This is a genomic window from Lactobacillus sp. (genome assembly GCF_014803895.1).
The window spans coordinates 57,251-70,795 of sequence record NZ_JAAVAU010000023.1 but is presented as its reverse complement, the minus strand read 5'-3'; the positions used below and the strand labels follow the sequence as shown (position 1 = coordinate 70,795).

The following is a 13,545-nucleotide window of genomic DNA, read 5'->3' as shown; positions in this document are numbered from 1 at the left end:
TGGTTACAGATTTTTCCATAAATTATTCATATCAGTTGGATCTGAGATAGTTATCTTTTTATTTTTTTTAGTAAAAGGATCTTCATACTCTAATAACCAGCAATTTAATGCTTGTCTACCAAATTCATCGTCTAAACCGTATAGAGGATCACCATATAAGGGATGACCAATTGATTGCATGTGTACCCTTATTTGATGCGTCCGACCTGTAAGTAGTCTTAATTCAACTAAAGCTGCATCATCTTTTTGATCGATTACACGATAATCAGTAATTGATTTTTGCCCTCCAGAAATAATATAACGTTTCACAGTATCATCTTTTTTACCAATCGGTTTATCAATTCTGCCCTGCAATTTATCTTTAGAAAAATTACCATGAACTATTGCATGATACTTTTTTACCATATTGTCTTTTCCCAGACTACTAAATCTTGCTTGTGCAACTGGGTTTTTGCCAATCAAGACCAAGCCAGAAGTATCTCGATCTAGACGAGTGATAATATGTGGCTTTAAATCATTAAAATTTTGCTTTCTAAAATAATATAAGACCCTATTAACTAACGCATCATTATCTTCATAACGTGATGGAATTGATAACACACCCGCTGACTTATTTACTATTAAATAGTCATGCTCCTCTAAAATTATATCAATCGGTCTACTAGAAGGCTTTAACCATTGATTTTCTTTTTCTTTTCCGAGTAAAAATATCACTTCGTCATTTTTATGTAAAGTATAACTAGTATAACGGCGCTTATGATTAACTAAAATCATCCCACCATGATGATTGCTATTGGTAATTACTCTTTTTGAAAAACCGTTCTTCAATAAAAAACGCCCCAATTTTTGGGGAGTTGTATTAGTAAACTTAAGCTTAAAATATTGCATCATACTTCTTTATCGTGGCCAATGAAGGCATCTTCTACTCTATTCCAAAAGTGAGTGTGTTGATATTTATCAAACCTAATTACATGTTGAGAAATACGATACTCAATTTTTTGAATATGCTTATGATTAAATTTATAACCATCATAAGTTACAACATAATGACCGCCAGCTTCAGGTTTGAGAGTAATCCATTCATCTGGTGCAATTACAATCGGTGAAGAAAGTGTTCTAAATACACGATTATTAATCGACGCAATTTCAGTCATTTGAAGTGCTTTTAATCTAGGATGAATAACAGCTCCACCTAAAGATTTACTATAGGCTGTTGAACCTGTCGGAGTTGAAACACATAATCCATCTCCTTTAAAACTTTCAAAAAATTGATCTCTAATATATACATCAGCTGTTAAAGTTTTAGAGACTCGCTTAATTGTAGCCTCATTTAGAGCCAAAAATTTTGTCTTTTCTCCATCACCAGTGGTAATCATTAATTCCAACAACGGATAAGAAGCCGTAGAGGGTTGCTTTTTAGTTAAATTATCTACTAATTTACCAATTTCAAAATTACGCCAATCTGTATAAAAACCTAAGTGTCCAGTGTGAACTCCTAAAAATCTTACTTTATCTACAATATTTACATATTTATGAAAAGCTGATAATAATGTACCATCACCACCAACAGTAATTACAACATCTGGATTTTCTGGATCAATTTCAATTTTTTTAGCAGCAAGCATCTTTTCTAAATTTTTAACTACTGCTTGAGTCTCTACTCGATCATTAGCAACAATTGCTACTTTCATTGTTCTTTTCCTTTTGTCTTAGTAAAAATTTTTTGTGCTTCTTGAACTTCATCTTTAATTGACGACATTTCTTCATCTAACTTATAAGCTGCTTCAGCTGTAGATTTTAAACGTTTAGAAATATCATCGGGATACTTACCTTGATATTTATAATTCAAGGTATGTTCAACCGTGGCCCAAAAATTCATTGCCAATGTCCTAATTTGAATTTCTGCAATAATTTTTTTAGGACCTTCAGGTAGAAAAATAGAATATTCAATTACCATGTGGTAAGAACGATAACCTGACGGCTTAGCATTTTTTATATAATCACGTTCTTCAACTACTTGCATATCCTGTCTTTCATGAATCAAGTCAACAACTCTATAAATATCATCAACAAATTGACACATGATTCGAATACCAGCTATGTCTTGCATATCTACTTCGATTACTTCTGGTGCAATGACACGTCTTTGCATTTTTTCTTGAATTGAATCAACAGTTTTTACTCGTCCAACTACAAATTCAATTGGAGAGTGCTCACCCTTATTCAAAAAACTTTGTCTTAAAGAGCGAAATTTAACTTTTAGCTCTGAAACCGCTTGTTGATAAGGCCATAAAAATAAATCCCAATCTTGCATCAATTTTTCCTTTCCGTTTTAAACAAAATTATTCTAACATATAATATGGATAAGACGATTATAAGGAGGACAAAATTATGTCAAAAAATGTCGAAATTGAATCCAAAACTCTACTAGACAGAGAAACTTATGAAAAAATGAGTGCAGCTTTTACAGCAATCTCTGACTACAATCAACAAAACTTTTACTTTGATACCCCTGATCTTGATTTAGCAAATAATGAATCTAGTGTCAGAATTAGAGTATTCGTTGAAAGAGCTGAACAAACTCTTAAAACCAAGGATCAAAATCCTAAACAAGATACTTATCATGAAGTTGTTGAAATTAATGACTTGCTTTCATTAGCACAAGCTGAACAAATGGTACATGCTGCACAAGCTGGCGAACATTTCAGTTTTGGTGGTGACGTTGGTGAATATCTAGAAAAACACTTCGATAAGAGAATTGCGGATACCTTAGAGCTAAAGACTTGGAGCAAAACCCATCGTTTAATCATCCGTGGACCAAAAGAATGTGAATTAACTTTAGATGTTACTTTATATGAAGATGGCTTAGCAGATTATGAATTAGAAATTGAAAATGACAATCCTGCTTTGATTAAAGAAGTGTTGGCAGAATTAGAAAAGCAATTTAACTTTAAATCTACTAAAGAAAATACTAATCAAAATAAAGTTCAACGCGCTTTTGAACATAGAAAATAATAAACTATGAAGCATATCCTTTCTCATTCTTTAGCAATTTTGATACAGTAGGGTTGAAATTACAGAGGAGGACGAAGAATATGTATGAGGTTTTTTTCTTTGTAAATCCTATCGGAATTAATTGTTATGAAAGTGAACAAGAAATTATTGCAGCTATTAATGAATCTAAAAATAAAGTTGTTTATCATTTTGTTCCAATGGCAAATTTACATACAATTCGCAATGATATACGTGCAAGAAACCTAGGAACTAAAAATTTAGATTTATTCAATAGATTCAGCTCACATACTTTTAATGCAATTAAAGATTATCATGCTTTAAAATTAATTAAGGGTAATAAAATAGCGCGCCAATTTTTATTGCAACTTCAAAAAGCAATTAATGATGATAAACAGAATTATTCTTTGGAAATAGTAAAAAATATTTTAAGTAATTTAAATATTTCAGTTGATAAATTTTTGGAAACACGTAAAAGTGCTTATACCCAACTTTCTATTGACAAAGACTTAAAACTCGCTAAAGAATTACAGGTTGAAACTACACCCACTACCTTTGTCTTTAATTATGACTGCGATAACTGCGGCTTAATGATTGAGGGCAATATTACTCGTGATAAAATGGCTACGGCTTTAGCAAATACATCAGACACTTCAGACAAAAAGTGTAATCACGGTGGGTTACATCTAATTTAAAAATATAAAGGGGATACATTAACTTGTATCCCTTTTATTTTGTAAAAATTTTATAACCGTTAACTTTTCATTAGGTAATCTTACCTGATCAAAAACTTGCGATGGAAAATCATCAATTGTTACATGCGACTCATACATTAATGTAGCAATTTTTCTTCCTAAGTTAGTTTTTTGTCGTAATTGACGAATCAAGTAATTTCTCTGCTTTTGACCATCAACATAAGTAATAACTGTACCATTTCCACGAAAACTAAATAATTCTTTGAGGCCATTTTCACTTAGTGAAAAAGTTTTTTTACGATACATCACATTATCCCTTAACGGCTCCAGACGAATTTGATATTTTAAATAAATTTCCTCTTTAAATGGATCAATTTCTAAGTAGTACCAATCCCATATTTTGCTATATCTTAAAAAAATTCGCTGTGATTTTCTAAGTTTCTTTTTAAGGTAGTGTCGCTGACCTACAATCCAAACATCTTTGACTTTAATTTTTTTATAAATTGAATGGCGATGCTGAAATTCTTCTTTACTTAATGGTGCACATTGAACTTCAAAGGCTAAATTAGGAAAAGCCATTATATCAGCTCGTAACTGTTGGTTAGCTAAAGGTACTTCCATTTCAGCTTTTATCCCATTAGCAACTAAACTTGCACACAATAATTGTTTAGCTTGTTGATGCTCATCTTTTTCTCCCTCTCCTTTTATTAATCTGATATGTTTAAAAAAAGGCATCTTTTCTTGAGAAATAACCAGCATCACTCTTTTTTTACAATTAGGACAATAATATTTTTCACAATTTAATATCTTAGTCCCTTCATAAATTAAATTAGCTTCACTGATTGCCAATACTAATCTCTTCTTTAATAATGCTGCATACATTTTTTCACCCAGTATACAGTACGAAAAAAAGAGTAAGTTTTTACTTACTCTTTTAATTAATTAGTCAAAATAATGTCTTAAATTACCTAATGCATCTTGCATAATTAAACATTTAGCTTGATTTTTGATTCTACGAAATTTTTTTTCAGTCATCCCAGTACCAAATTCATTAGCAATTACCCAAGCATCACTTGGCGTCATTTCTACTAAACCATGGTCTAAAAATGCTAAATCCAAATAGTAATTATGCCGATATACATATAAACTAGATGCTAAACCATCTACCTTCAAACTATCAGCCAATCCAATAACCAAATCAATATTTTTAATCTTAAAAATTCTACGGCTATCTATGACCTCTTCAGTTGAATTCTTAGGTTGTTGGTTATTTATTTCATCATTCGATGCATCTTGACCTAAGCCTTCTAACAATTGCCGTAATTGATCTTGTTGAGAATTATCTCCCTCATCTTGATCATCTGGAACTTTAGAAATCAGTAATTCTAAACCCGAGCTACTTGGCATCACCTGAAACGTTACTGGATCATTTTTAGCAAAAGTATGGTCGGTATCGACTTCGCCTAAAATATCATAGAAGAAATGCTGAATTTGACTTTTATTACCAAGTAAATCCAACATAGTAATTCCACGTTCTTTTAATTCATCAGCATCCATAGTTACCCGGATAGTATTCTTACTAATACGATGTACTTGCATTTCATTCACCTCGAAGTCTTTAATATTATCTCTATTGTACCTTATTTATAAAAATAAACAAAAACGTCAGTCACTAAGACTAACGTTTTTGACAAAATAATTACTAGCTTACATGCTTATCATTGCTTGTGCTTGTTCTAATTCTAAACGACGAACTTTTCTAGGTAAGAATCTTCTAATTTCATCTTCATTGTAACCTACTTGAAGACGACGATCATCCATCATAATAGGACGACGAAGTAAACTAGGATTCTTTTCAACAAGGTCTAAAAGTTGATCAATTGATAAGTCATCTAAATTAATTTTTAAACTTTGGAAAGTACGTGATCTCGTAGAAATAATTTCTTCAGTACCATTTTCAGTCATTCGAAGAATTTGTAGAATTTCATCTTTTGATAGTGGATTTGCAAAAATATTTCTTTCCTTGAAAGGAATATCGTGCTCATTCAACCAAGCTTTTGCCTTACGACATGAAGTACAACTAGGTGATGTATATAAATTTACCAATGAAATCCAGCTCCTTTTATTTATAGCTATTAACTACATAATATAAATCTATTATATACTTACTTAAAATAAGTTCAATATATTTTTTCTTTTATTTCTTAACTATCTATACTTTAACAGCCAATCATGAATAAACTGTGAATTTTTGGAAATAATTTATAAATAATTACAAAAAAAGAGAACACCCACGTGCTCTCTTTTTAGAACTAAGCTTCAATACCAAGCTTCTTCAAAGTTTCTTTAACAAGCTTTTCATTATCTTCAAAAGTTTCAGAAACATAACATGCTTCATTAGCTAATTCTTTGATAGCTTTGGTATTGATCTTCTTCATCAAACTTCTGATACGTAAAATTGAAGTTGCACTCATTGAATATTCATCAAGTCCCATTGAAAGTAAAATTGGGAACATGATATCATCACCAGCAGCTTCACCACACATACCAACCCAAATTCCATTTTCATGGGCACCGTCAATAGTATGCTTAATTAAGCGTAATACGGATGGGTTATATGGTTGATAAAGGTAAGAAAGACCATCATTACCACGGTCAGCAGCCATAGTATATTGAATTAAGTCGTTAGTACCAATTGAGAAGAAGTCAACTTCTTTAGCAAATTGATCAGCAAGTACTGCAGCTGCAGGTACTTCAATCATCATACCAACTTGTAAATCTTCACCAATCTTAACGCCTTTTTCGGTTAATTCTGCCTTTTCTTCTGCTAAAATTTTCTTTGCCTTACGTAATTCACCCAGAGTACCAATCATTGGGAACATAATTCCAAGTGGACCATAAGCAGAGGCACGTAGAAGTGCTCTTAACTGTGTACGGAAAATTTCTTTATTTTGAAGTGAAAGACGGATAGCACGAACACCTAAAAATGGATTCATTTCATCAGGTAATTCCCAATAATCAAGGTGTTTATCCCCACCGATATCCATAGTTCTGATGATAGTTTGCTTACCATCCATGCCTTCGATAACTTCCTTATAAGCCTTAAATTGTTCATCTTCGGTTGGGAAGTCAGAAGAATCCATGTATAAGAACTCAGTTCTGTAAAGACCTATAGCTTCAGCACCGTTTTCCTTTACACCTGTCATATCACTTGGAGTACCAATATTAGCTGCAATAGTAAAGTGCTTACCGTCAGCAGTCACTGAAGGTTCATTCTTTAACTTTTGCCATTCAGCCTTTTGCTTAGCAAAGGCTTCTCCCTTTTCATTGTACTCCTTAATTTGAGCTTCAGTCGGTTCAATAATTACATTACCGTCTAATCCATCAGCAATAACCATTTGTCCTGCTGCAATATCTTCAGTAATTGTATTAGTACCAACAACTGCAGGAATTTCTAAGGAGCGAGCCATAATTGCTGAGTGAGCAGTTCTACCACCAATATCAGTAATAAAACCCTTAACATACTTTTTATTAAGTTGAGCAGTATCACTAGGAGTTAAATCATGAGCAATTACAACAACTTCATGATCAATAGTAGCTGGGTCTGGAAGAGATACACCAAGTAAGTGTGCCATAATACGTTTAGAAACATCACGCACATCGGCAGCACGTTCTTGCATGTATGCATTATCAGTCATACCTTCAAAAATAGCAATATACTTTTGAGCAGTTTCATCTAATGCAGCTTCAGCATTAATTTTTTGATCTTTGATTTCTTGTTCAATAGCCCCAGTAAATTCTGGGTCGCTTAAGAATAAAAGGTGAGCATCGAAGACTTGTGCTTCATCCTCACCTAAATTTTCCTTAGCTTTATCACGAACTTGTTCAAGTTCTTTAGTTGATTCTTCAACTGCCTTCTTAAAACGAGCAACTTCTGAATCAACATCGCTAACTGAATCTTTTGAAAACGAAAGGTCAGGTTCTACCAAAAGGTAGGCTGGTGCAACAGCAATACCGTCGCTGGCTGCAATACCTTTTAAAGTTTTCGTCATTATTCAGCTAAGCCTTCCTTTTTCATTGTATCAGCAATTGCTTCAATTGCTTCCTTTTCGTCATCACCTTCAGCAGTGATAGTTACATCAGCACCTTGGCCAACACCTAAAGACATAACACCCATGATTGACTTCAAGTTTACAGACTTGCCATTGTATTCCAAGTTAACGTCTGAACCGAACTTTGAAGCAGCTTGTACTAATAAAGTTGCTGGACGTGCATGGATACCAGTTTCTGCAATAATATGAAATTCACGTTTTTCCATTTTTGGATCTCCTTTAAAATCAAAATTAACTGGGAGCTAAATCCCATTCGTTTATTAGATTATCATTTTTTTGATGTTAAAACAACAGTAATGTAATGGTTTTCAAAAATTATAAAATTATTTGTCACCGCCCACTACTTTATATATTATACTACCACCTCTTTGAGCTACACCGGTAATATCTTGTCTTTTACCAAATTGACGTAATGCTTTTTGAAACTCAAAAGCATTTGTTGTATCAACTTTGTATTCTTTAATTTTTCCTTCTACCAAATCATTCAGTATTTGTTCGTAATCCATTATTTTACCTTTCAAAATTTATTTCACTACTCATTCTAAAAATTTAATGATTTATTTGCAAAAAAATTAAGTTTTTCTTACGAAAAGTAAGTTTTAATCTTTAGCACTTGACTATATTGAGTGCTAACTATTACAATAGTCTCAGTATTTATTAATCTCATTATAGGGGAAACGGAGGTCTTCCAAATGCTATGTGATAACTGTCATGAGCGGCCTGCTTCCATTCATTTACATACTAATATTAATGGACAAACCCGCGAAATTTCTTTATGTCAAAATTGCTATCAAGAATTACAAAATTTACAAGGACAAAATAATATGAATAATAATGAATTTTTTGGTAACTTTGATGATTTGTTTAATGCCTTTAATTCCAGCAATCAAAATTCAGATAACCAAAATCAAAATCCTAGAATGAATATGGGTGGTGGTCGTCGTGGTGGTGGTCGCCATAAGAGACCATCTTTATTAGATCAATATGGGACTGATTTAACTGATCTAGCTAAAAAAGGAAAGATTGACCCAGTAATTGGTCGTGATAAAGAAATTGCTCGTGTAATCGAAATTTTAAACCGAAGAACAAAAAATAATCCAGTCTTAATCGGTGAAGCTGGGGTCGGTAAAACTGCTGTTGCTGAAGGTTTAGCTCAACAAATCGTAGATGGCTCAGTTCCAGCTAAATTACAAGATAAACGGATCATTTCTTTAAATATGGTATCTCTAGTTCAAGGAACTGGCGTTCGGGGTCAATTTGAACAAAGAATGGAACAATTAATTAAAGAACTAGAAAGTAATGATAATATCATCCTTTTCATTGATGAAATTCATGAAATTGTTGGTGCAGGGAATGCCGAAGGTGGTATGGATGCTGGTAATATCATTAAGCCTGCTTTAGCACGTGGAGAATTCCAATTAATCGGTGCTACTACTATTAAAGAGTATCGTAATATTGAAAAGGATTCTGCTTTAGCTCGACGTTTCCAACCAGTTCAAGTTAAAGAACCTTCTATTGAAGAAACAATTAAAATTTTACAAGGTATTAAACGTCGTTATGAAGATTACCACCATGTAAATTATAACGATGAAGCCATTGATGCGGCAGTAAAACTATCTTCTCGTTACATTCAGGATCGTTTTTTACCAGATAAAGCTATTGATTTATTAGATGAAGCTGGTTCACGAATGAATTTAACTATCCCTTACGTGGATAGCGAAAAACTTAAAGAAAGAATGGACGCTGCCGAACAACTTAAGCAAGATGCCTTAAAAAATGAAGATTACGAAAAAGCAGCTTACTATCGTGATCAAATTGAGAAGTATGATAAATTAAAAGATCAAAAAGTTGATCCAGATAAAACGCCTGTAATCACTGATAAAATTATGAATAAAATTGTTGAAGAAAAAACAGGTATTCCTGTTGGTGATTTACAGAAACAAGAACAAACTCAATTAAAGAACTTAGCTCATGACCTACAAGAAAACGTTATCGGTCAAGATGAAGCTGTTAAAACTGTTGCCCGTGCCATTCGTCGCAATCGTGTTGGTTTCAACAAATCTGGTCGACCAATTGGTTCATTTCTATTTGTCGGCCCAACCGGTGTGGGTAAAACTGAACTAGCTAAGCAACTTGCTAAGCAAATCTTCGGCACTGAGGATGCTATGATTCGCTTTGATATGAGTGAATATATGGAACAATATTCCGTATCTAAATTAATTGGTTCAGCTCCTGGCTATGTTGGTTACGAAGAAGCTGGTCAATTAACAGAAAGAGTTCGTCATAATCCATACAGTTTGATTTTATTCGATGAAATTGAAAAAGCCCACCCAGACGTTCTCCATCTTTTCTTACAAATTTTAGATGACGGTCGTCTAACTGATTCTCAAGGTCACACAGTTTCATTTAAAGATACAATTATCATTATGACTTCTAATGCTGGTCAAGGTATCAAAGAAGCAAGTGTTGGATTTGCAGCACAAAGCAGTAAACAAGAACAATTCAAGCGTGTAATGGGCCAGTACTTCAAACCTGAATTTTTAAACCGGTTGGATGATATTGTTGAGTTTAAATCCCTTGAAAAAGAAAACTTAGTTAAAATTGTTGACTTAATGCTTCAAGACACTAATGAAATGGTCAAGGATGAAGGCTTACATATCACAGTAAACCCAGATGTTAAAGAAATTTTAGTTGATAAAGGGTACGATCCAGCAATGGGAGCACGACCACTTCGTCGTGTAATTCAAGAGCAAATTGAAGATAAAGTTGCCGATTATAAACTTGATCATCCAGAAGCTAAAGAATTATTTGCCTCAACTCAAGACAACGAAGTTAAAATCAGTGAAAACATCTAATCATCAGTAGTTCACAACTAAAATTTTCTTCTATTCTCCACAAAAAGCGTATACTATAAAGAGAATACATGATAATAAAGGATGTGAAATTATGCATTTAATTGATGTAACCAATACATACAGAGATTTAGTAGAGAAGCAACTTGCTGCTACCAATAGTCAATACGTAAAAGTTTATTCATTAGGTAATACTACTGTAGTATACAGTGAAACAACTGATAAAATTGAAATCGTAATGGAAAATCATAAGCGTGCAATCCGTCAAGATGAAATTGAATTCGTGATTGACCGACTAATCCATGAAGATAAGATTTACGATATCACAATTGATAAAAGTAGAAAGATTATTTCTATTACTTGTGAGAAATAAAAAAACTAGAGCGTCAAAGCGCTCTAGTTTTTTTATTTTATAATCTTGAAGTTAATTCAACATCAGGATACTTGTCTTTAAACCATCTCTCAGCAAAAGCATTTTCAAATAAGAATAATGGTTCATCTTCACGGTCCTTAACAAGCAAGTTACGTGATGAAGACATTTTAGTATCAAGTTGATCTGGATTAATCCAACGTGCTACACGGTTACCCAAACTATGAAGTTCTACCTCCGAATTATATTCATTCTTCATTCGATAAGCAAACACTTCAAATTGCAACTGACCTACAGCCCCCAAAATATAATCATCAGTAGTATAACCACGATAAAGTTGAATTGCACCTTCTTGGACTAATTGCGTCATTCCCTTGTGGAATGATTTTTGCTTCATCACATTTTTAGCTGTTACACGCATAAAGATTTCTGGTGTAAACTGTGGTAATTCAGGATAAACTATTTTCTTTTTACCCGCATAGATGCTATCACCAATTTGGAAGTTACCTGTATCATATAAACCAACGATGTCACCCGCAACAGCTTCAGAAACTTGGACACGTGCACTAGACATAAATTCAGTTGCACCATTTAAACGAACGGGCTTGTTAGTCCTAGCTAAGGTAACATCCATTCCCTTTTTAAATTCTCCAGAACCAATACGCACGAAAGCAATACGATCACGGTGGTTAGGATTCATGTTAGCTTGAATTTTAAATACAAAGCCAGAGAATTCAGAATTATCCGGTTCTAATTTTTCATTTTCATTAACCTCATGATCTTGAGGTGCAGGAGCTAATTGTACAAAACTATCTAAGAAAGTCTCTACTCCAAAATTAGTTAAAGCTGATCCAAAGAATACAGGAGTTTGGTCACCCTTTAGGATTTTTTCTTTATCAAACTGATTACCTGCTTCTTTAAGAAGATCAATGTCACCTAAAGTACTTTCAAATAAACTATCTTGAGCAAGAGGTTGACTAGGATCTAATTTACCATCTTTATCTAAAGGAATAAAACGCTCTTCATCATCTTTACGATATAGTTCTACCCGATTATTGGCAATATCATACAGACCCTTTAGTTGCTTGCCCATACCAATTGGCCAGTTCATAGCTACGCCTTCAACACCAAGTAAATCTTCTAATTCAGCAATCAAATCAAGTGGTTCACGTCCATCACGATCAAGCTTGTTCATAAAAGTAAAAATTGGGATACCACGTTGTTTTACAACTTTGAACAATTTTTTAGTTTGAGGTTCAATACCCTTAGCTGAATCGATAACCATTACAGCAGCATCAACAGCCATCAAAGTACGATATGTATCTTCCGAAAAATCTTGGTGTCCCGGTGTATCCAAAATATTAATCCGTTTACCTTGATATTCAAATTGCATTACAGAACTAGTAACTGAGATACCACGCTTTTTTTCAATATCCATCCAGTCACTGGTAGCGTAGTGACCTGTTTTTCTTGCCTTAACGGTACCAGCACTGCGAATTACACCACCAAATAAAAGCATCTGCTCAGTAATTGTCGTCTTACCAGCATCTGGGTGGGAAATAATAGCGAATGTACGACGCTTATTTACTTCATCTGTTAACTTTGTCATTTATTCTCCTACCTTATCATCTTTAGTCATTATCTTTTCATCTGGAATAGAAAGAAGAAGCGTCAATAATCTTGATCCTTTCATTCTCCGCGTAGTTAGTGTCATACCATTAGCTAACTTTACGCTTAGTTTTTCACCCTTAGCTGGAATTAAGCCCAACCTAGTGATAACATACCCCGCAATTGTATCAACATCTTCCATCTCTAAATCAGTACCAAATTCTTCATTAAAATCAGTTAATAACATCTTGCCATAGATAATATAATGTTGGTCGTCAACTTTTCTAAATAAAACTTGTGCATGATCAGCTTCATCATCAATATCACCAACAATTTCTTCAATTAAGTCTTCGATGGTAGTTAGTCCGACAACACCACCAAACTCATCAGTTAAAATCACTAATTGTCGTTGGGTCTGCTGTATTTCAACCAATAATTCTCCTAAATCAATTGTTTCAGGGGCAAATAAAGGTTCAAACATTACATCTTCATAATTTATTTTATCAAAACCGTTTTCCCAAGCTTTACGTAAAACAGTTCTAATATGAATTACACCCACAATTTTATCTCTTTCACCGTCATAAACGGGAATTCGAGAATATGGCTTTTTAAGAATTTCGGCAAGGTTCTTTTTAAACTCTTTATTGATATCAACCATGAAGGCATCTGTTCGTGGAACCATTACTTCACGAGCCATCTTGGTTTGAAAATTGATAATTCCCTCCATCATGCCATATTCATGATCATTAAGCAGATGGTTTTTATGCAAAGTAGCAATTTCTTTAGCTAGTCGGTCAGGAGCATCTAACTTTTCTTCATTACGAAAACGTGCTTTTAATCGACTAAATAAGTCACCCGCATTAGGGTCAGTACTCATAGTTGCTTCTCACTTTCTA

Annotated in this window: 15 protein-coding genes; 4 read left to right on the top strand and 11 right to left on the bottom strand. The window is 33.5% G+C overall.

Going from position 1 to position 13,545, the window contains the following annotated elements; translation table 11 throughout:
• Positions 1–3: 3 nt before the first annotated feature.
• Genes HDR40_RS07200 through HDR40_RS07190 form a run of 3 tightly spaced genes read right to left on the bottom strand, consistent with a single transcriptional unit; the run spans position 4 to position 2,314 of the window.
• A complete protein-coding gene (locus HDR40_RS07200) occupies positions 4–888 on the bottom strand; it encodes an RluA family pseudouridine synthase (protein ID WP_290628051.1) in 885 nt (294 codons plus the stop codon).
• Positions 888–1,691 (bottom strand): NAD kinase, encoded by an 804-nt coding sequence (locus HDR40_RS07195; RefSeq protein WP_290627869.1) that lies wholly within the window; start codon positions 1,689–1,691, stop codon positions 888–890. The genes HDR40_RS07200 and HDR40_RS07195 overlap by 1 nt, the downstream gene beginning before the upstream one ends.
• Positions 1,688–2,314, bottom strand: a complete 627-nt coding sequence (locus HDR40_RS07190; protein WP_290627867.1) for a GTP pyrophosphokinase family protein — start codon at positions 2,312–2,314, stop codon at positions 1,688–1,690. Before HDR40_RS07190 ends, HDR40_RS07195 begins: the two co-directional genes overlap by 4 nt.
• Positions 2,315–2,391: 77 nt before the next feature.
• Between HDR40_RS07190 and HDR40_RS07185 the strand changes: the two genes are divergently transcribed.
• Positions 2,392–3,015, top strand: a complete 624-nt coding sequence (locus tag HDR40_RS07185) for a CYTH domain-containing protein (protein ID WP_290627865.1) — start codon at positions 2,392–2,394, stop codon at positions 3,013–3,015.
• A gap of 80 nt (positions 3,016–3,095) precedes the next feature.
• The gene (locus HDR40_RS07180) at positions 3,096–3,707 is read left to right on the top strand and encodes a DsbA family protein (protein WP_290627863.1); all 612 of its coding nucleotides are present in this window, start codon (positions 3,096–3,098) and stop codon (positions 3,705–3,707) included.
• An 18-nt stretch (positions 3,708–3,725) separates the two neighbouring features.
• Here the strand turns inward: HDR40_RS07180 and HDR40_RS07175 are convergent, their stop codons facing one another.
• The 6 genes from HDR40_RS07175 to HDR40_RS07150 all read right to left on the bottom strand — a co-directional run bounded on the left by HDR40_RS07175 (position 3,726) and on the right by HDR40_RS07150 (position 8,325).
• A complete protein-coding gene (locus HDR40_RS07175; protein ID WP_290627861.1) occupies positions 3,726–4,589 on the bottom strand; it encodes a competence protein CoiA family protein in 864 nt (287 codons plus the stop codon).
• Positions 4,590–4,649: 60 nt separating this feature from the next.
• On the bottom strand, positions 4,650–5,306 hold the full coding sequence (locus tag HDR40_RS07170; protein ID WP_290627859.1) for an adaptor protein MecA: 657 nt from the start codon (positions 5,304–5,306) through the stop codon (positions 4,650–4,652).
• 108 nt (positions 5,307–5,414) lie between these two features.
• The gene (gene spxA, locus HDR40_RS07165; RefSeq protein WP_290627857.1) at positions 5,415–5,813 is read right to left on the bottom strand and encodes a transcriptional regulator SpxA; all 399 of its coding nucleotides are present in this window, start codon (positions 5,811–5,813) and stop codon (positions 5,415–5,417) included.
• 206 nt (positions 5,814–6,019) lie between these two features.
• Positions 6,020–7,759 (bottom strand): phosphoenolpyruvate--protein phosphotransferase, encoded by a 1,740-nt coding sequence (gene ptsP / locus HDR40_RS07160; protein ID WP_290627855.1) that lies wholly within the window; start codon positions 7,757–7,759, stop codon positions 6,020–6,022.
• Positions 7,759–8,025 carry a phosphocarrier protein HPr gene (locus tag HDR40_RS07155; RefSeq protein WP_290627853.1) on the bottom strand — a complete coding sequence of 89 codons (267 nt, stop codon included), beginning with the start codon at positions 8,023–8,025 and terminating at the stop codon, positions 7,759–7,761. The genes ptsP and HDR40_RS07155 overlap by 1 nt, the downstream gene beginning before the upstream one ends.
• A 117-nt stretch (positions 8,026–8,142) precedes the next feature.
• Entirely contained in the window at positions 8,143–8,325 is a 183-nt protein-coding gene (locus HDR40_RS07150) for a hypothetical protein (protein ID WP_290627851.1), read from the bottom strand.
• Between the two features lie 186 nt (positions 8,326–8,511).
• On the opposite strand from HDR40_RS07150, the gene HDR40_RS07145 reads away from it, so the two are divergent.
• Positions 8,512–10,674 carry an ATP-dependent Clp protease ATP-binding subunit gene (locus tag HDR40_RS07145; protein ID WP_290627849.1) on the top strand — a complete coding sequence of 721 codons (2,163 nt, stop codon included), beginning with the start codon at positions 8,512–8,514 and terminating at the stop codon, positions 10,672–10,674.
• 91 nt (positions 10,675–10,765) lie between these two features.
• The gene (locus tag HDR40_RS07140; RefSeq protein ID WP_290627847.1) at positions 10,766–11,044 is read left to right on the top strand and encodes a DUF1827 family protein; all 279 of its coding nucleotides are present in this window, start codon (positions 10,766–10,768) and stop codon (positions 11,042–11,044) included.
• Positions 11,045–11,081: 37 nt separating this feature from the next.
• On the opposite strand, the gene HDR40_RS07135 is transcribed toward HDR40_RS07140, so the two are convergent.
• On the bottom strand, positions 11,082–12,650 hold the full coding sequence (locus HDR40_RS07135) for a peptide chain release factor 3 (RefSeq protein ID WP_290627845.1): 1,569 nt from the start codon (positions 12,648–12,650) through the stop codon (positions 11,082–11,084).
• Positions 12,651–13,526 carry a hemolysin family protein gene (locus tag HDR40_RS07130; RefSeq protein WP_290627843.1) on the bottom strand — a complete coding sequence of 292 codons (876 nt, stop codon included), beginning with the start codon at positions 13,524–13,526 and terminating at the stop codon, positions 12,651–12,653. It abuts the gene before it with no gap.
• Positions 13,527–13,545 lie beyond the last annotated feature (19 nt).